The sequence below is a fragment of the Ensifer sp. 38_S197 genome (assembly GCF_056924495.1).
In genome coordinates, this window is sequence record NZ_JBXOVZ010000002.1 from 1,925,861 (window position 1) to 1,944,493 (window position 18,633).

General features: G+C 62.8%; 12 protein-coding genes. 5 read left to right on the forward strand and 7 right to left on the reverse strand.

Annotated elements, in window-relative coordinates; translation table 11 throughout:
• Positions 1-8: 8 nt before the first annotated feature.
• From AC1Z3V_RS22445 to AC1Z3V_RS22455, 3 genes are all read left to right on the forward strand, one after another.
• Entirely contained in the window at positions 9-707 is a 699-nt protein-coding gene (locus AC1Z3V_RS22445) for a response regulator transcription factor (protein ID WP_429808134.1), read from the forward strand.
• Positions 704-2,110, forward strand: coding sequence for a sensor histidine kinase (locus AC1Z3V_RS22450; protein WP_483501800.1), 1,407 nt, complete (start codon positions 704-706; stop codon positions 2,108-2,110). Before AC1Z3V_RS22445 ends, AC1Z3V_RS22450 begins: the two co-directional genes overlap by 4 nt.
• 81 nt (positions 2,111-2,191) lie before the next feature.
• Positions 2,192-5,146, forward strand: coding sequence for a bifunctional [glutamine synthetase] adenylyltransferase/[glutamine synthetase]-adenylyl-L-tyrosine phosphorylase (locus AC1Z3V_RS22455; protein ID WP_483501801.1), 2,955 nt, complete (start codon positions 2,192-2,194; stop codon positions 5,144-5,146).
• Positions 5,147-5,155: 9 nt separating this feature from the next.
• Here the strand turns inward: AC1Z3V_RS22455 and AC1Z3V_RS22460 are convergent, their stop codons facing one another.
• Complete coding sequence (locus AC1Z3V_RS22460) at positions 5,156-7,486, reverse strand: PAS domain-containing sensor histidine kinase (RefSeq protein WP_483501803.1); 2,331 nt, start codon at positions 7,484-7,486, stop codon at positions 5,156-5,158.
• Between the two features lie 286 nt (positions 7,487-7,772).
• Positions 7,773-10,421, reverse strand: coding sequence for an aminopeptidase N (gene pepN / locus AC1Z3V_RS22465; protein WP_483501805.1), 2,649 nt, complete (start codon positions 10,419-10,421; stop codon positions 7,773-7,775).
• A gap of 427 nt (positions 10,422-10,848) precedes the next feature.
• On the opposite strand from pepN, the gene AC1Z3V_RS22470 reads away from it, so the two are divergent.
• A complete protein-coding gene (locus AC1Z3V_RS22470) occupies positions 10,849-11,787 on the forward strand; it encodes a DMT family transporter (protein WP_483501807.1) in 939 nt (312 codons plus the stop codon).
• Positions 11,788-11,817: 30 nt separating this feature from the next.
• On the opposite strand, the gene AC1Z3V_RS22475 is transcribed toward AC1Z3V_RS22470, so the two are convergent.
• The 5 genes from AC1Z3V_RS22475 to AC1Z3V_RS22495 form a co-directional block, all read right to left on the reverse strand.
• The gene (locus AC1Z3V_RS22475; protein ID WP_483501809.1) at positions 11,818-13,110 is read right to left on the reverse strand and encodes an MFS transporter; all 1,293 of its coding nucleotides are present in this window, start codon (positions 13,108-13,110) and stop codon (positions 11,818-11,820) included.
• Positions 13,111-13,516: 406 nt separating this feature from the next.
• Positions 13,517-13,672: a hypothetical protein gene (locus AC1Z3V_RS22480; RefSeq protein ID WP_429808155.1), complete on the reverse strand. Its 156-nt coding sequence runs from the start codon at positions 13,670-13,672 to the stop codon at positions 13,517-13,519.
• Positions 13,673-13,751: 79 nt separating this feature from the next.
• Positions 13,752-13,928 (reverse strand): hypothetical protein, encoded by a 177-nt coding sequence (locus AC1Z3V_RS22485; RefSeq protein ID WP_156134297.1) that lies wholly within the window; start codon positions 13,926-13,928, stop codon positions 13,752-13,754.
• A gap of 176 nt (positions 13,929-14,104) precedes the next feature.
• A complete protein-coding gene (locus tag AC1Z3V_RS22490; protein WP_483501810.1) occupies positions 14,105-14,995 on the reverse strand; it encodes a uracil-DNA glycosylase in 891 nt (296 codons plus the stop codon).
• Between the two features lie 88 nt (positions 14,996-15,083).
• The gene (locus AC1Z3V_RS22495; RefSeq protein ID WP_483501812.1) at positions 15,084-16,382 is read right to left on the reverse strand and encodes an Hsp70 family protein; all 1,299 of its coding nucleotides are present in this window, start codon (positions 16,380-16,382) and stop codon (positions 15,084-15,086) included.
• A 460-nt stretch (positions 16,383-16,842) separates the two neighbouring features.
• On the opposite strand from AC1Z3V_RS22495, the gene AC1Z3V_RS22500 reads away from it, so the two are divergent.
• On the forward strand, positions 16,843-18,504 hold the full coding sequence (locus AC1Z3V_RS22500; protein WP_483501813.1) for an electron transfer flavoprotein-ubiquinone oxidoreductase: 1,662 nt from the start codon (positions 16,843-16,845) through the stop codon (positions 18,502-18,504).
• Positions 18,505-18,633 lie beyond the last annotated feature (129 nt).

The following is an 18,633-nucleotide window of genomic DNA, read 5'->3' on the forward strand; positions in this document are numbered from 1 at the left end:
CCGGGACTATGGTCGCGCGTATGAAGATTCTTATCATTGAAGACGATCTCGAGGCGGCAGCCTATCTGGCGAAGGCCTTCCGTGAGGCGGGTATCGTTTCCGACCACGCCAGCGACGGCGAGAGCGGTCTCTTCATGGCCAGCGAGAACAGCTACGACGTTCTGGTGGTCGATCGCATGCTGCCGCGCCGCGACGGCCTGTCCGTCATCACTGAACTCAGGCGCAAGGACATCCACACGCCGGTCTTGATCCTCTCCGCGCTCGGGCAGGTCGACGACCGTGTCACGGGCCTTCGTGCCGGCGGCGACGACTATTTGCCGAAACCCTATGCCTTCAACGAACTGCTGGCGCGTGTCGAGGTGCTCGGCCGCCGCAAGGGCACGCCGGAACAGGATATGGTCTACCGCGTCGGCGATCTCGAACTCGACCGCCTGTCGCATTCGGTGCGCCGACAGGGCAAGGAGATCCCGCTGCAGCCGCGCGAGTTCCGCTTGCTCGAATATCTCATGAAGAATGCCGGCCAGGTCGTCACCCGTACCATGTTGCTTGAAAACGTCTGGGACTATCACTTCGACCCGCAGACCAACGTCATCGACGTGCATGTGTCGCGGCTGCGTTCGAAGATCGAGAAGGACTTTGACGTGCCGCTGCTGCGCACCGTGCGCGGCGCCGGCTACATGATCAAGGATGACCGGGCCTCCGCATGAGCAAGCTTCGCGTTCTCTTCAGAACGACCGCGGTTCGGCTTTCCGCCCTTTATCTCATTCTCTTTTCGCTCTGTGCAGCCTTTCTGGTCTTCTATGTCACCGGCATGTCGGAGCGGTTGCTGCAGCAGCAGACCCGTGACGCCATCACCGCTGAGGTGACGCAGATCGAGCAGGTCTACACGCGTGCCGGCATGAATGGCCTATTGCGCTCGCTCGAACGGCGCGCGCGTCAGCCGGGCGCCAATCTCTATGTGATCGCTGGGCCGAGCGGCGAAATTCTCGCGGGTAACGTCGCGAGCCTCGAGCCCGGGCTGCTCGACAGCGAGGGCTGGACCGAACGCCCCTTTGCCTATCAGCGCTATACGGACGAGACGAAGAAGGACAGCCATGTGGCGCTCGCCCATGTGCTGGTGCTCGACAATGGCCTGCGCATTCTCGTCGGCCGTGACCTTCAGGAGCCGCAGAAGTTTCGCGCCCTGGTGCGTCAGGCACTGATGGTGGCGCTCGGCGTCATGGGGCTTGGCGCACTCGTCATCTGGTTCGGCATTGGCCGCAACGCCCTGAAGCGCATCGACCGCATGTCGGAGGCGAGCACCAAGATCATGGCCGGCGATCTCTCGCAGCGCTTGCCGATGAGCGGTTCCGGCGATGAGTTCGACCGGCTGTCGGAATCGCTGAACGCGATGCTCGGTCGTATCGAGAAGCTGAACGAAGGTCTGCGCCAGGTCTCCGACAACATCGCCCACGATCTGAAGACGCCGCTGACGCGGCTGCGCAACAAGGCCGAAGCAGCGCTCGCCCGCAAGGGAACGAGCCAGCGCGGCGCGCTCGAGGAGATTATCGGTGAGTCCGACCAGTTGATCCGGACCTTCAATGCGCTCCTGATGATCTCGCGAGTCGAGGCCGGCTCGTCCGCCGCCGAGATGAGCGAGATCGACCTTTCCGAGATCGTTTCCGATTGCGTCGAGCTCTACGAGCCCGTGGCGGAGGATGTCGGCTTGAAGCTCGAAGCCGAGGTCATCAAGAACATCGCGATCACCGGCAACCGGGAACTGGTCAGCCAGGCGCTCGGCAACCTTATCGACAACGCGATCAAATATGCCGATGGAGCCGACAATCCGCTTATCAGGGTCTCGCTGGCAAGGCGCGAAGGGCATGTGCTCTTGTCCGTCGCCGATCACGGCCCCGGCATACCTACTGCAATGCATGACGAGGTGGTGAAGCGCTTCGTTCGCCTGGACGAGAGCCGGTCCAAGCCGGGCACGGGTCTCGGACTGTCTTTGGTCGAGGCGGTCATGGAGATGCATCACGGCTCGCTGCGTCTCGCCGATACCGATCCGGCGGTGGGGGATGGTGGCAAGGGCCTGACGGTGCAGATGGTTTTCCCCGCGGCGACAAACTGATAGACCGGTTCCTTGAGAACAGGAGACGAGCACGGCTTGCCGCTGCGTGGGATGTGCAGGCTGTAGGCAAGGGGAGAGGGCATGCAGGAACAGGTGCAGCAGTGCTGGGAGATCGAGACAGCGCCGATCCGTCCGGCGAGCCAGGCCGATGCCAAGGCGGCGCTCTCCGTGCTGAAGGACATGGCGAAGGGCCATGACAGGATCGCAAGCCTGCTTGCTTCCGACGGCCCGTTCAAGACCTTCGTGGTCGCAGCCTTCGCGCTGTCACCCTTCCTGCGCGACACGGGCGACAGCCGCCCGGCCATTCTCGAAGAACTCCTTTCCACCGATCTGACGGCCTTCCTGACCGAACGGGTGCGCCGCGCCCGCGATGCCTGGAAGCCCAACGAAGGCGGCGCGGCCCTGCCGGACACGGAGATCATGGCGCGGCTGAGGCGGGCCAAGCGCGAGCTCGCCTTCGCCGTGGCGCTCGCCGATCTCTCCCGGCATTTCGACGGCCGCGAGACCACGCGCTGGCTTAGCGATTTTGCTGGCGCTGCCGTCTCCGCAACGATCGATCACTTGCTGCTGAGTGCGCACGAGGGCGGCAAGCTCGTCGTCAAGGACGTCGCCAACCCCAGCATCGGTTCCGGCGTCGTCGTGCTTGGGATGGGCAAGCTCGGCGCCTTCGAGCTCAACTATTCCTCGGATATCGATCTCGTCGTCTTTTACGATCCGCAATCCGGCATCATCGTCGACCGCGACGATGCCTCGGAGACCTTCGGCCGGCTGCTGCGCCGCCTGATCCGCATCCTGCAGGAGCGCAGCGGCGACGGCTATGTCTTCCGCACCGACCTGCGGCTACGCCCCGACCCGGGCTCGACGCCGCTCGCGATTCCGGTCGAGGCGGCGATGCTCTATTACGAGGGCAGGGGGCAGAACTGGGAACGGGCCGCCTTCATCAAGGCGCGGCCGGTCGCCGGCGATATCGAAGCCGGCGAGCGGTTCCTTCGGGAATTGGTGCCCTTCGTCTTCCGCAAATATCTCGACTACGCGGCGATCGCCGACATTCATTCGATCAAGCGCCAGATCCATGCGCACAAGGGGCATGGCGAAATCGCGGTCAAGGGACACAACATCAAGCTCGGCCGCGGCGGCATCCGCGAGATCGAATTCTTCGTGCAGACGCAGCAGTTGATCGCCGGCGGCCGCATGCCAGAGTTGCGCCAGCGCGCAACGGAGCCGATGCTGCGCGCATTGGTCAAGGCCGGTTGGATCGACGAGGAGACGGCCGATGAACTCGTCGAGGCCTATTGGTTCCTGCGCGATGTCGAGCACCGGATCCAGATGGTACGCGACGAACAGACCCATCTCCTGCCCGAGACCGAAGCGGAGCTGAAGCGCATCGCCTATATGCTTGGCTTCGAAGATACGGCCGCCTTCTCGAAGGCGCTGTCACGCGTGTTGAAGACGGTCGAGCGCCGCTACGCCCAGCTCTTCGAGCAGGAGGCGAAGCTCTCGACCGAGACCGGCAATCTCGTCTTCACCGGCCAGCGCGACGACCCGGATACGCTGGAGACGCTGAGGAAGCTCGGCTTCCAGCGGCCGTCGGACATTTCCCATACGATCCGCACCTGGCACTACGGCCGTTACCGTGCGACGCAATCAGTCGAAGCGCGCGAGCGCCTGACAGAGCTGACGCCGGAGCTTCTGCGCGTCTTCGGCGAGAGCCGCCGGGCCGACGAAGCGTTGTTGCGCTTCGACAATTTCATTTCCGGCCTGCCGGCGGGCATCCAGCTCTTTTCGTTGCTCGGCAACAATCCGGGCCTGCTCTCGTTGATCGTCAACGTCATGTCGTCGGCGCCGCGGCTTGCCGAAATCATTGCCGCGCGCCCGCATGTCTTTGACGGTATGCTCGATCCGGGCCTGCTCGCCGAACTGCCGACCAGGGACTACCTCGCGCCGCGCATTGCCAATTTCGTCGGCGGTGCGCGACACTATGAGGAAGTGCTCGATCGTCTGCGCATCATCGCCGCCGAACAGCGCTTCCTGATCGGGATCCGGCTCCTGACCGGCGCCATCTCCGGCGCCCAGGCCGGCCGCGCCTTTACCGATCTCGCCGATTTGATCATCGCCGCGGCGGTAAAGGCGGTGCAGGACGAAGTTCGCTCGGTGCACGGCGATTTCCCCGGCGGCCGCATAGCTGTTGTCGGCATGGGTAAACTCGGAAGTCACGAGTTGACTGCGGGCTCGGACGTCGACCTGATCCTGCTCTATGATTACGACGAGGCGGCAACCGAATCCGATGGCACCAAGCCGCTTGATCCGACCCGCTATTTCACGCGGGTAACGCAGCGCCTGATCGCCGCACTTTCCGCGCCGACGGCCGAAGGCATTCTCTACGAAGTCGACATGCGGCTTCGTCCGTCCGGCAACAAGGGGCCGGTTGCGACGAGGATCAACGCCTTCGCCAAGTATCAGCGCGAAGAGGCCTGGACCTGGGAGCATCTGGCCCTGACCCGGGCGCGCTGCATCTGTGGCGACGAGAAGCTGATCGCCGAGGCCAATGCGATCTTCGCCGAAATTCTGGGCCGCAAGCGAGACGTCGCCAAGGTCAGCGCCGACGTGATCTCCATGCGCGAGATGATCGACAGCGAGAAGCCGCCGAGCGACATCTGGGATTTCAAGCTGATCCCGGGCGGTCTGGTCGATATCGAGTTCATCAGCCAGTACCTGGCGCTCGTCGCGCCCGCGAAGGGCATTCAGCCGCTGACATCAGGCACGAATACGGCCGATGCGCTGAAGCTGCTCGGCGACTCCTTGATGAACTCCAACGATCTCGATGTTGCCCTGGAGGCGCTGCACCTCTTTACCGAGTTGTCGCAGATCGTGCGGCTGTGCATCGAGGGGGAGTTCGACCCGAAGGAAGCGCCGGCCGGGCTGATCGATCTCGTCTGCCGGGCAGGGGACTATCCCGACCTGAAGACACTGGAGGGAGATATCCGCCGGCTGTCGAAGTCCGCGCGGCGCGTCTTCCAATCGGTCGTTTCGGCGTGATGGAGTGCCTCAGGCCCGGTCAGGGATTCTGACCGAGATGATCGTACCGACGTTTTCCGTCGAGTGAATCTTCATGCTGCCGCCGTGCAAGCGGGTGAGCGAGCGCGAAATCGCCAGCCCGAGGCCCGAGCCGCCCTTGCTCTTGGCATATTGGCTCTGCACCTGCTCAAAGGGCTGGCCGATCTTCTGAAGCGCGTCGCGCGGTATGCCGATACCGGAATCGGCGATCGTCAGCGTCACGGCGCCGGTCACCTTGCGGGCACGAAGCGAAATGCGCCCGCCCTCATTAGTGAACTTCACCGCATTCGAAAGCAGGTTGAGCAATATCTGCTTCATGGCGCGGCGGTCGGCAATCATAGTGAGACCCGAAGAGATCTGCTGCACCACATGGATGTTCTTCTGTTCGGCCGGCATGGTGGTGAAGCGCAGCGTCTCTTCGATCAGCGGCGCCAGATCGATCGTCTCGCGGCTGATGCGCATGTGCCCGGCCTCGATCTTCGACATATCGAGAATGTCGTTGATGACGTTGAGGAGATGCTTGCCGCTCTCGTGAATGTCGCGCGAATATTCGTTGTATTTCTCCGAGCCGAGCGGCCCGAACATCTGGTTCTGCAGGATTTCCGAGAAGCCGAGGATGGCGTTGAGCGGCGTGCGCAGTTCGTGCGACATGTTCGCCAGGAATTCCGACTTGGCTCGGTTGGCCGCCTCGGCGCGTTCCTTTTCCGCCTGGTAGTTGGCGTTGGCGATCGACAGTTCGGTCTTCTGCCGCTCCAGCGTCATGCGCGACGCCGAAAGATCGCCGATCGTCGCCATCAGCCGCCGTTCGGATTCGCGCAGGCGCACCTGATGCCGCTTCAAGAGGGTGATGTCGGTGCCGACCGAGACGAGGCCTCCGTCGCGCGTGCGTCGCTCGTTGATCTGCAGCCAGCGTTCGTCGGCAAGCTGGACCTCGCTCGTCTGCGACTGGTTGCTGCGATCGGGGTCGGCGATGCGCCGTTCGACCACCGGCCGTGCCGCGGCCATCTGGACGGCGACGCGCTCGGTGCCCGGAACGAGCACGTGGTCGGGAAGCTTGTAGGCCTCCTGGAAGTGGGTGTTGCACATGACGAGGCGGTCATGCTTGTCCCAGAGGACGAAGGCCTCCGACGTACATTCGATCGCGTCGGCGAGCCGTTGGTCTGCCTCGGCGTAACGTTGGGCAAGCCGGTGCTGCTCGGTCACGTCCATGGCGATGCCGATCAGATGCGCCCGCCCGGAAACGGTACGGATGATTTCCGCGCGGGCGCGCAACCACACATAGTGGCCGTCCGCATGTCGCATGCGGAAAACCTGGTCGATCTGGCGCGCGTCGCCACGCGCTATCGTCCGCGCCACGCCATAGATGCCGCGATCATCAGGATGCATCAGCCGCGCGGCATCACCGAAGGAGAGCACGCTGTTTTCTCCGGGCATGCCGAGCATTTCGTACATCGAGCGCGACCAGAACAGCCGACGGTTGGCGAGGTCGAAATCCCAAAGGCCGCAGCGGCCGCGCGACAGCGCCGTCTCGACGCGCAGGTTGGATTCGGCAAAGACCGAGTCCGCGTCGCGAGCCCGCTTGGCCTGGATGTAATAGGCATAGAGCACCATCAGCAGGATGGCGGAGATGCCGGCAAAGAGCGTCACGTTGAGCGAGACTTCATCGCGCCAGGTGGTTTCGAGTTGCGTCACCGGCGTTGCGGCCAGAACCACTCCGGCCGCGTCAGGCAATTGCGCCAGTGCCACGATATGATCGACGCCGACGATCGGCGTCTTCATGACACTGGAGTGCTCGCCGAAATACTGCAGTGTCGCGATGTCGGGCGCGACGGCCGCGAGCGTCCGACCGATGAGCGGCTCGCCCTCCTGGGTGCCGGCGAAGATCCGGCCATCCTTGCGGACCGCAAGGATGAACGTGCCGGGATCGAGCATGCCGGTAGGCAGATAATGGCTGAAGCGCTGCTCCACGTCCGAGCGGCGACTCTCGTCAAAAAGGACAGCGCCGTCCGTCTGGAAGGCCGCAATGGCGGTTGCCGCCGCAAGGCCGACCGTCTGGCGCGAACTTTCTTCCATGCGGGCATGCTCGTCCATGATGCTGGACATGCGCGAGACCGCCACGATGATCAGGAATGCGATGATCAGGATCGGGATGGAACGCTTGAGAATCGGCTCTGCGCTTGCCAGTCGCCGCGAGGTCGGTCCGGCAAAGATCTTCGCATGCGAGATAAACTCTTGCTCCAGGCGGCCGGCAAGCCCCGGAAACTTGAGTCGCAACCGCCCGTCGGCTGCGCTCGCCTGTCGCGCGTCCGCCATCTTTCCCAATTCTCAAAACCCTCTGATGATTCGGCGCGCCGCTCGCCCGAATCTGACTCAATGAATCACAGGGCGATTCGCCTTGTCCAGAGGCGCTGGTAAAGATTTCTTAACCATTTCTTATCGTTGGGAAATAATAGGCCGGGCCGCTTGCGCGGCCCGGCCCTGAAAAAATCAATGGGTTCTACAGCACCGCGCGTCTTATGAGACGCGCAAAGGTTGCTGTAGCACTTTGGAAGTACTGCATGTTTTTGTCCTTTAATCGGCGACGATTTAAGGAAACATGCAGTAGGCTTCAGGCCTTGAGCATGCGCTCCACGATATCGCCGACATCGGCCGAAAGCTTCGGCGCTCCGGCAATCTCCTTCAGCGCCTTGCGGGCATGACCAGCGCGCTTGTCCTCGAGCGAGCGCCAGGAGCGCATCGAGGTCAGGATACGCGCCGCAAGCTGCGGGTTGCGCGGGTCGATGTCGAGGATCTGGTGCGCGAGAAAGCGGTAGCCCTCGCCGTCGGCGCGGTTGAAGCCGGTCGGGTTGGCGAAGGCATAGGTGCCCACCAGCGAGCGCACGCGGTTCGGGTTGTTGCCATTGAACAGCGGCTCAGCCATCAGCGCCTTGACGCGATCGAGTGTTCCGGCACCGGGGATCGTCGCCTGAACGGCGAACCACTTGTCGATGACCAGCGCGTTGTCGGCAAAACGCTCGCGGAAGGTCGCAAGCGCTTCCGCGGTCTCGGCTGCATCCGGAAAGCGGTGCGCAAGCAGCGCCAGCGCATGGCTGAGATCGGTCATGTTGTTGGCGGTGGAAAAGGCCTCGGCGGCGCGCTCCGGCCCTTCGTCGCCCTGGACGAGGTAGGTGAGGGCGCTGTTGCGCAGCGCCCGGCGCCCGGCGCTTGCGGCGTCCGGACTGAAAGCGGCCGTGGAGACGAGGTCGTCGGCGAGCTTGAGGAACGTCTCGCGCCCGGCAGCGGCAACGGCCGTCAGGATTTGCTGACGTGCGGCGTGGATTGCGTCCGGATCGTTGTTGGTGCCGATCTCGCGCGCGATGTCGGATTCGCTCGGCAGTGCCAGGGCCTGGGAGCGGAAAGCGGGCTCCAGCGTTTCATCCGCGGCAGCGCGGATCAGGCCGTCGATGAGCGCCTTGTCGCAGGTGGCCGGCTTTCCGGCGCGAACATTCGCCGTCGCCTCGACCAGATTGCTGAGTGCGATGGCGTTGAGCGCCTGCCAGCGGGCGAAGAGGTCGCTCTCGTGATGCGCGATCAGCGCAAGATCCTCGGCGCTCTGCTCGATGTGCAGGTTGATCGGCGCAGAAAAACCGCGGTTGAACGATGGCACCGGGCGTGACGGAATGCCGGAGAAGACGACCGTCTGCTTGCGCTCCGTGAGATGCAGGACGTCGCCGGTCATGTCGGCGCCGGAGACCGCGGAAAGGTCGGCTTCGCTGCCGCCTTCGAGCAGCAGGCCCATCTTGAGCGGAATGTGCATCGCTTCCTTGGCGCCCTGTCCGGGTGTCGCCGGAACGATCTGCTCGAGCGACAGGGTGAAAGTCTGCTTGGCCGCGTCATAGGCACCCGAAGCGGTGACCAGCGGTGTTCCCGCCTGATGGTACCAGAGCGCGAACTGGCGAAGGTCGCGACCACTTGCCGCTTCGAAGCAGGCGACGAAATCCTCGATCGTCACGGCCTGGCCGTCATGCCGGTCGAAATAGAGGTCCATGCCCTTCTTGAACAGATCGCGGCCGAGGATCGTCGCGATCATGCGGGTGACTTCCGATCCCTTTTCGTAGACGGTCGTCGTATAGAAGTTGTTGATTTCGCGGTATTTCGTCGGTCGCACCGGATGGGCGAGAGGGCCGGCATCCTCCGGGAACTGCTCCGACTTCAGGTGCCGCACTTCCGCAATTCTCTTGACTGCGCGCGAGCGCATGTCGGCAGAGAATTCGTGGTCGCGGTAGACCGTCAGACCTTCTTTCAGGCAGAGCTGGAACCAGTCACGGCAGGTGATGCGATTGCCGGTCCAGTTGTGGAAGTATTCGTGCGCGATGATCGCCTCGATATTGGCATAGTCCGCATCGGTCGCCGTTTCCGGGTCGGCGAGCACGTATTTATCGTTGAAGATGTTGAGACCCTTGTTCTCCATCGCCCCCATGTTGAAGTCGGAGACGGCGACGATCATGAAGATGTCGAGGTCATATTCACGGCCGAAGGCGTCTTCATCCCACTTCATCGAGCGCTTGAGCGCGTCCATGGCGTAGGAGGCGCGCGGTTCCTTGCCGTGTTCGACGTAGATCTTCAGCGCGACTTCGCGGCCGGACATCGTCGTGAACCTGTCTTCGACGACGCCGAGATCACCGGCGACGAGGGCGAAGAGGTAGCTCGGCTTCGGATGCGGATCGAACCAGGCGGCGAAATGACGGCCATCGCCCATGTCGGCGCCGCCGAGATAATTGCCATTCGACAGCAGGAGGGGAGCGGACGCCTTGTCGGCGATGATGTTGACCGTGTAGACGGCAAGCACGTCGGGACGATCGGGAAAATAGGTGATGCGGCGGAAGCCTTCGGCCTCGCACTGGGTGCTGTAGACGCCGTTGGTGCGGTAAAGCCCCATCAGTTGCGTGTTCGTCTCAGGCGAAAGCAGCGTGGTGATGGTGATTTCGAAGGGGGCGGCTTCCGGCAGGCCGCGGATGGTCAGCGTATCGTCGGTAACGTCGTAGAGGGAGGTCGCGAGCTCTTCCTGGTCCAGCAGCAGGCCGGTCATCTTCAGTTCGTCGCCATCGAGCAGCAGAGGCGCCGACGCGTCGACGCCTTCGCGACGATGGAAGATCAATCGGGCTTCGACCTTGGTTTCCTTCGGGTCGAGCTCGAAGGTCAGATCCACTCTCTCCAGAACGAAGTCGGTCGGCCGATAGTCTTCCAGATGAATGATCTGGCCAGTATTTGTCCGCATGGTCAGTCCCGCTTGCGCCGTTCTACTGGAGAATTTGTAGTGGGCGCCTGTGATGGTGAAAAGGCCAAGGGGCGAAAAGTCGGATAATGCCACACGATTGTGATGCCGGCGACCGCACTTTCGACAGAAAAGGCATGGTTTCCGATGGTCTTCCCGCTCCCTTATCAGATTGACGTGTATCGAAGTGGGACTAACAAGACATGAATTGGAAAGGTTTTTTTCGCCGCGGCTAAAAAAGGTCTGACGTCGTTTTGCCAAACGTCAATCGATCAAGAAAAAACGCCATTCATCACGAAGTTTGATCCGACTTTCTTGCCGAGCGTCGCTAAGGTGCAGGAGTCCTGCGGCGGGGTTCTCCGCTGAAAAATCTCCAAACCAGCCCTCGTGTCTGCTCTGGCCGGCGGAGGCTGTTCGAAAAGTGCCCTCAATGGATGCGGAAGCCGAAAGCCCGATGAAGGGGATCCTGTTGAAGGTCCTTTCCGTCGTCATTTTCGTTTGCATGTCGACGCTGATCAAGGCGGCCGGAAGCGAGATCGCCACCGGCCAGATCACCTTTTACCGCTCGGCCTTCGCCATGGTGCCGATCCTCGGTTATCTCGCCTTCCGCGGACAGTTGCGCGATGCCTTCAAGACTGCGGATTTCACCGGCCATATCGCGCGCGGCTTCGTCGGCATTCTCGCGATGAGCTTCGGCTTCTATGGACTCGTGCACCTGCCGCTGCCCGAAGCCATCGCCATCGGCTACGCCATGCCGCTGATCGCCGTTGCCTTCGCTGCGCTTTTTCTCGGTGAGACCGTGCGACTTTACCGCTGGTCGGCGGTGGTCATCGGGCTGGTCGGCGTGATGATCATCACCTGGCCGCGGCTGACCCTTTTCCGTGAAGGCGGCTTCGGTTCGCTGGAGGCGCTGGGTGCCGCATCGGTGTTGATTTCGGCAGCCCTCGGCGCGGTGGCGATGGTGCTGGTGCGCAAACTCGTCAAGAACGAGCGCACCCATACGATCGTGCTCTATTTTTCGCTGTCGGCCTCGGTCTTCTCACTGGCGACGCTGCCCTTCGGCTGGCCATCGATCTCGCGCGAAGCCTTTCTGCTCTTGATGGTCGCCGGCTTCTGCGGCGGTGTGGCGCAGATCCTTCTGACCGAGAGCTATCGCCATGCCGACATGTCGACGATCGCGCCGTTCGAATATACCTCGATCGTGCTCGGCCTGATCATCGGCTATTTCCTGTTCGACGATGTTCCGACGGCCACCATGCTGATCGGCACCGCCATCGTCGTCGGGGCCGGCATCTTCATCATCTTCCGCGAACATCGGCTCGGCCTTGAGCGCCGGGGCGCCCGCAAGCACATGACGCCGCAAGGCTGAGGACGAAGCGCGCGTTCATGTCGGTGGCCCTTACGAGCGCGGCTTCTCCCAGGCCGGAACCGTGTCGTCGTCGATCAGCGGTTCCTGCGCCATCTGCTGGGCGACAGGGCTCGTCACGTCGGGTCCGGGCGTGGGCATCACGCTCGTTGCCTGGAAATCGGTCTTGGCAACGAGGCCCTGGTGCTGTTCGCGCTGGAGGATACGCCAGGCGGCATAGCCACCATAAAGGGCGAAATAGACGGCGAGAACGAGGAACAGCGCCGCCGGGCCAAAGCGGTCCATGACCGGGCCGACCATCAGCGGGCCGGAGATCGTGCCGAGGCCGTAGGTGATCATCAGGCCGGAAGACGTCTCGACATATTCGTTCGGCTTGGCGAGGTCGTTCGCATGCGCGACATTCAGCGCGTAGATCGGAAACAGCACCGAGCCGACGAGCGCGGCGATGACGTAGAGGACCGCCGGCTGGCTGCCGATCGCAGCCGACATCAGCAGACAGGAAGCGACGCCGACCACGCCGCAGCCGACCATGACGATACGCCGGTCGACCTTGTCGGAGAGGCGGCCGATCGGGATCTGCGAGATCGCGCTGCCGGTCAGGAGCGAGGCGAGCAGCGTCGCACCCTCGGCGGTGGAAAGACCGATCTTCTGCGTGAAGACGCCGCCGAGATTGAGCCACGCGCCGGATAGTGCGCCGGCAAGAAAACCGCCGACGACAGCGACCGGAGAACGGCGGAAAAGCGCAGGGATATCGAACTTCGCCTGCGCCGGTGGTGCCGGCATGGGCGAGGAGGAGAGTGCCGTCGGCAGCAGCGCCAGGGAGAACAGCACGCTGCAGAGCATGAAGAGCGACGTATTGGTCGGGTCGCCGAGTGGCACCATGTATTGGCCGCCAATGGTGCCGACCATCGTGGTGATCAGGTAGAGCGAAAACAGCAGACCGCGGTTTTCGTTGGTGACGCGTTCATTGAGCCAGCTCTCGATCACGAGATAGCTGCCCGAGATCGCGAAGCCGGCGATCGCCCGAAACAGGATCCAGGCGTGCCAGTCGACGACGAGGCCGCAGAGCAGGATTGCGATCGACAGCAGCGTGATCAGCGCGGTGAAAACGCGTACGTGACCGACCCGCAGCACGAATTTCGGGGTGACGACGCAGGAGAGCGTAAAGCCGACCGTATAGCCGGTGGCGATCACCGAGACCGTCAGCGTCGACCAGTTCTCAGCGACGGAGCGCACCGGGATGACATAGCTCTGGAGGCCGAAGGCGACCATCATGAGCATGGTCGATATCATCAGGCTGAAGACGGAAGCGAGGCTGGCCAGCATCGGCGCTCCTGAAAATGTGGCACTTCGCCATCGAAACCGATGACGAGCAAAGCGCAGGTGGAGCGAGGAACGGTCTGGCAGGGGCCGGATGAGCCTGACACTCCTACAGCGCCGCGCGTATTATCAAACGCGCAAAGGTCGCTGTAGCACTTTGATTTGCTGCATGCTCGTCCTTAAATCGAGGTCGGTTTAAGGACGAGCATGCAGTAGGTCGGGACGAGTGTGGCTCTATCCAGTTTTTCAAGCGCCGTCGATTGCGACAGGCGATGGCAAAAAGGCGGTACGCCTCTTTGCCGGCAGCAACGAGAGCATACTGCATTTCATGTGGAATCGCTTGAAGCGGAAAGATACTCTAGAAACAAAGTGCTAGAGCGACCTTGGCGCGTTCGTCTGAACGCACGGCGCTCTAGTTCGGCAGCAACGGGCTTACGGCCACGCGATGGGCGCGGCGTGCATCCTTCTTGGTGCTGAGAAGGGTGTATTCGCGCGAGGCGCGCACGGCAGTGCCAATGTCGGAGATCGAATCGAACAGGACCTTGAGGCTCGCGATGGGCTTGGTCATGGTTTCGTTCCTTTCATCGTCGCCGGCCAGTTATGCCGACTTGTGCACGCGATACGCGGTCAAGCGTATCGCGTGGGGATCAGCGCTGGATGAAATCGGCGAAAATCTGCGCCGGACGAGTGGTCCGGGCAAGGCCGATCGCGGTCATCTGCTCGTTGGCTGCCGTGCCGAAACGGTTAAACGGCGTCCGTTGAGCGGCACCGGTGTGACGGAGCGTCTCAAAGCTGCTGTGGATCGGACGAAAGCGGGCAGTCATGGTTCAATTCCTTAATTCCATTCCTCCCGTATCATCATATTGCACCGCAACATCGCGTTTTGCAATGCGTCATACTGCGCCGCTGATATGCGCAAACCGCATGGCTTTCTTCATTCTTTGTTCATAAAGCCGGCCAGCGGCTTGGCGCCGTATGCGGCAAGGTGTTTCGGTGCGAATCAACCGTGAATCCGGGCCTTGAAGGCAAGCAGGTCCTGCCAGGCGAAGCGCTTGTTGACCGGCGCGGTCACCAGATCCTGCGGGTGCAGGGTCGCAAGGGTCGGCACCGTGATGCCGCCGATCGGAAGCTCTCGCCATTCGCCGCGAAGCTGATGGATCGTATCGTTGCCGCCGAAGAAGAAGCGGGCGGTGAAATTGCCGAGCAGGAGCAGATGCCTGGGCTCGGCAAGGGCGATCTGCCGTTCGATGAAGGGGCGGCAGATATCGGCTTCGCGCGCCGTCGGCACGCGGTTGCCCGGCGGGCGCCAGGGCACGACATTGCTCAGCAGCACGCTTTCGCGAGCGAGGCCGATGCCGGCGAGCATGCGGGTCAGCATCTCGCCGAGGCGCCCGGCGAAGGGCTGGCCGTCGCGATCGTCGTCGGCATAGGGCATCGGACCGACGACCATGATGCCGCTTGCCGGGTCGCCCTCGGCAAAGACGAGATTGCGGGCGCTGTTCCTGAGATTGCAGCCGGCAAAGCCATCCATCGCAACCTTGAGCTCGGCGAGCGATCGCGCCGATTCGGCGGCAAAGCGCGCCTCTTCGATCGCCTGCGCATCGGGAATGGCAACGGCAGGGGCGCTGGCGGCCGGAGCCGGTGCGCGGCTTTCTCGAGGTTGCGCCGGGGCAGCCGCGGCTGTCTGGCGCGCCGCGGGTTGCGCGGCGGGTGTCTCCGCACGGCTGCTGGCTGCCGGGGCTCGCGCGTTGCCGCGCGCCGCCTTCATGGCCTCGAACTCGGCGAAGCGGTCGATCGGCTCCTCTTCCAGCAGCCATTCGACGCCCGCATCCGCATGGAAGGCGAGGAGGGCGGCAAGCTCAGCCGAAGAGAGGTCGTGGGCGGAAATCATGGCCGCCAACCTAACCCATAAGCCGCCGGACCGGAACCGCTTTTCCGGCTCTCGCCATCCCTATCCAAGGTCATCGATGACGTCCGGCTCAAGCCGCATTCGCCGTCCAGTGGGCGATGTCCTCGTGCTCGCCGATCAGCGCAAGGCCGTGGGCGATCGACAGCAGTTCGCCACCGCTTTCGATGCGGTCGGCGTCGAAACGCCGCTCGAAGATGCCGCGCACGGCCGGAACGAAAGACGTGCCGCCGGTCAAAAACACCTTGTCGATCGACTCGGGCGCCGTCGCGGTCGACTGCAGCACGTCGTCGAGTGCGCCTTCGATGCGGGCGAGTTCCGGCGCAATCCAGCCCTCGAAATCGCTGCGGCGGACCGTTCGGCGCGACATTTCGCCGAGCGGGGCGAAATAGAACTCGGTCTCGTCTTCCTGCGACAGCCGCATCTTCGTCGCCGAGATCGCCTGATAGAGCGGGTAGCCTTCGTCATGCTCGATCAGATCGACGAAGGCTTCGAGCTTTTCCGGCTCCAGGCTCTGGCGCACCAGCTGCTTCAGATCGGTGAAATCTTTCAATGTCTTGAAGATCGAAAGCTGATTCCAGCGACCGAAATTCGCATAATAATTCGACGGCACTTCAAGCAGCTTGTCGAAGCTCTTGAAGAGACTCCCCTTTCCGATGAGCGGCGAGACGACGTTGTCGATGATGCGGAAGTCGAAATGGTCTCCGGCGACACCCACGCCCGAATGGCCGATGGGCGTCGCCGTCAGGCGGCCGGCCCTGGTCTCGAATCGGATCAGCGAATAGTCGGTCGTACCGCCGCCGAAATCGGCGACGAGGACCGTGGCATCCTGCTTCAGGTTCTGGGCGAAGTAGAAAGCGGCCGCCACCGGTTCGTAGACATAGTGCACCTCCGGAAACCCGAAGGCGGAAAGTGCCGCGCCGTAACGTTCCAGGGCGAGCGCCGGATCGGGGCTGGAGCCGGCGAAGTGCACCGGGCGGCCGACGACGATGCGGCTATACCGATCCGTCCAGCCGTCGCCGGCATAGTCGCGCAGCTTGGTCAGGAACACCCGCATCAGGTCCTCGAAGCTGTGACGCTTGGCAAAGACCTGCGTGCCCTGGAAGAGGGGGCTTGCGGCAAAGGTCTTGATCGACTGCAGGAAACGACAGTCGCCCGGATTGTCGATGAAGGCGCGGATCGCCGCCTGGCCGGCCTCGACCTTCAGCGCCTGGGCGCCAAGATTGGTATCCTTCATGAAGGAAAGTGCGGTGCGCATGGCGTCGGTCGTGCCGGCAAGACTGTCGAACCGCATCGAGTGGGTGGTGTCGCCGGCGGCAACCGCAAGCACGGAATTGGTGGTGCCGAAGTCGAAGCCCAGTGCCTTGGCCATATGGTGGTCTCCTTGCGTCTGGCGTCGCTGCGCCGCCCGGAGCAAGCCGGTGGCGCGCAACGCAACATGAAATTTTGTCGGGCCATTTCCGCATGTCAGGCGGCCGGCACCGAAGGCAACAAAAGGCACGCCGTCCGGGCGCCAGGGGGGCGCCTTCTCGAGTGCCGTTTGCGAATGGGATAGGCCGGCGCGAACCGCCGGAAGGATGTGGCGGCCTCGTGGCATGGCTCTTCGGCAAAAGCAAGGCCGAATGGCTCATAGCGTCGGCACGCGACAAAATGATGTATTTACGTTTACGTGCACGTCATATAGACATTTGCCCTAAACTCATGACCTCATGCGCAAAAGCGGGCATCGTCTGTCGCATCTCGGCTCGACAAGCCAAACTGCATTTGCCATGACGACATGATATATCCTGGGAACTGAACCGGCAGAAGACCGGTGAGACTGGAGAGACCGTATGACCGAGCAAGATCTGCCCGAGCGCGAGAGCATGGAGTTCGACGTCGTGATCGTCGGCGCGGGGCCGGCCGGTCTTGCGGCGGCGATCCGGCTGAAGCAGGTCAATCCGGAGCTTTCGGTCGTCGTGCTCGAGAAGGGCGCCGAGGTCGGCGCGCACATTCTGTCGGGTGCGGTCGTCGATCCGATCGGCATCGACCGGCTGCTGCCGGATTGGCGCGAGGACGCCGATCATCCGTTCAAGACCGAAGTCAAGGACGACCACTTCCTGTTCCTGGGCCCGGCGGGCTCGGTCCGCCTGCCGAATTTCCTGATGCCGCCGCTGATGAACAATCACGGCAACTACATCGTATCGCTTGGGCTCGTCTGTCGTTGGCTGGCCACCAAGGCGGAGGAACTCGGCGTCGAGATCTATCCGGGCTTTGCCGCGACCGAAGTGCTCTACAACGACGAAGGCGCGGTCATTGGTGTCGCCACCGGCGACATGGGCATCGAGCGCAACGGCGAGCCGGGACCGAACTTCGCCCGCGGCATGGCGCTCTTGGGCAAATACACGCTGATCGGCGAGGGCGTGCGCGGTTCGCTCGCCAAGCAGCTGATCGCCAAGTTCAAGCTCGATGAAGGTCGCGACGTCCAAAAATTCGGCATCGGGCTGAAGGAGCTCTGGCAGGTCAAGCCGGAGAACCACCGGCCCGGACTGGTGCAGCACTCCTTCGGCTGGCCGCTTGGCATGAAGACCGGCGGCGGTTCGTTCCTCTATCATCTCGAAGACAATCTGGTGGCCGTCGGCTTCGTCGTGCACCTCAACTACAAGAACCCCTATCTCTTCCCGTTCGAGGAGTTCCAGCGCTTCAAGACCCATCCGGCGATCCGCGGCACCTTCGAGGGCGGCAAGCGGCTCTCCTATGGCGCCCGTGCGATCACCGAGGGCGGCTACCAATCGGTGCCGAAGCTGTCCTTCCCGGGCGGCGCGCTGATCGGCTGTTCGGCCGGCTTCGTCAATGTGCCGCGCATCAAGGGCAGCCACAATGCCGTCCTGTCGGGCATCCTCGCGGCCGAGAAGCTGGCGGCGGCCATCGCCAACGGTCGCGCCAATGACGAGCCGATCGAGATTGAGCGCGGCTGGCGCGACAGCGCCATCGGCCAGGACCTGAAGCGGGTCCGGAACGTCAAGCCGCTGTGGTCGAAGTTCGGCACGGCGATCGGCGTGGCACTCGGCGGCTTGGACATGTGGACCAACCAGTTCTTCGGCCTTTCCCTGTTCGGCACGCTGAAGCACGGCAAGACCGATGCGCAGTCGCTCGAGCCGGCGTCGCAGCACCAGAAGATCGACTATCCGAAGCCCGATGGGGTTCTGACCTTCGACCGGCTGTCCTCGGTGTTCCTGTCGAACACCAATCACGAGGAAGATCAGCCGATCCACCTGCAGGTCAAGGACATGGAGCTGCAGAAGCGCTCCGAGTACGACATCTATGCCGGCCCGTCGACGCGCTACTGTCCGGCCGGGGTTTACGAATGGGTGGAGAAGGACGGCAAGCCGACCTTCGTCATCAACGCGCAGAACTGCGTGCACTGCAAGACCTGCGACATCAAGGATCCGAACCAGAACATCAACTGGGTGCCGCCGCAGGGCGGCGAAGGCCCGGTCTATCCGAACATGTAACGTTCGAGAGAAGGTCGCAATTTGCGACCGAGCCGACGTTCGGAAAAGGCGCCGATGGCAATGGCCACGGCGCTTTTTCATTTCATGCCTTCGTCCAGCGCAGCTAATCGTCCTGACTCGCGCCTCAGA

Bases quoted from the DNA above. Each gene is read 5' to 3' on its own strand.
- AC1Z3V_RS22445 (WP_429808134.1), top strand. From the start codon at position 9: ATGGTCGCGCGTATGAAGATTCTTATCATTGAAGACGATCTCGAGGCG.
- AC1Z3V_RS22450 (WP_483501800.1), top strand. From the start codon at position 704: ATGAGCAAGCTTCGCGTTCTCTTCAGAACGACCGCGGTTCGGCTTTCC.
- AC1Z3V_RS22455 (WP_483501801.1), top strand. From the start codon at position 2,192: ATGCAGGAACAGGTGCAGCAGTGCTGGGAGATCGAGACAGCGCCGATC.
- pepN (WP_483501805.1), bottom strand. From the start codon at position 10,421: ATGCGGACAAATACTGGCCAGATCATTCATCTGGAAGACTATCGGCCG.
- AC1Z3V_RS22470 (WP_483501807.1), top strand. From the start codon at position 10,849: ATGGATGCGGAAGCCGAAAGCCCGATGAAGGGGATCCTGTTGAAGGTC.
- AC1Z3V_RS22475 (WP_483501809.1), bottom strand. From the start codon at position 13,110: ATGCTGGCCAGCCTCGCTTCCGTCTTCAGCCTGATGATATCGACCATG.
- AC1Z3V_RS22480 (WP_429808155.1), bottom strand. From the start codon at position 13,672: ATGACCAAGCCCATCGCGAGCCTCAAGGTCCTGTTCGATTCGATCTCC.
- AC1Z3V_RS22485 (WP_156134297.1), bottom strand. From the start codon at position 13,928: ATGACTGCCCGCTTTCGTCCGATCCACAGCAGCTTTGAGACGCTCCGT.
- AC1Z3V_RS22490 (WP_483501810.1), bottom strand. From the start codon at position 14,995: ATGATTTCCGCCCACGACCTCTCTTCGGCTGAGCTTGCCGCCCTCCTC.
- AC1Z3V_RS22495 (WP_483501812.1), bottom strand. From the start codon at position 16,382: ATGGCCAAGGCACTGGGCTTCGACTTCGGCACCACCAATTCCGTGCTT.
- AC1Z3V_RS22500 (WP_483501813.1), top strand. From the start codon at position 16,843: ATGACCGAGCAAGATCTGCCCGAGCGCGAGAGCATGGAGTTCGACGTC.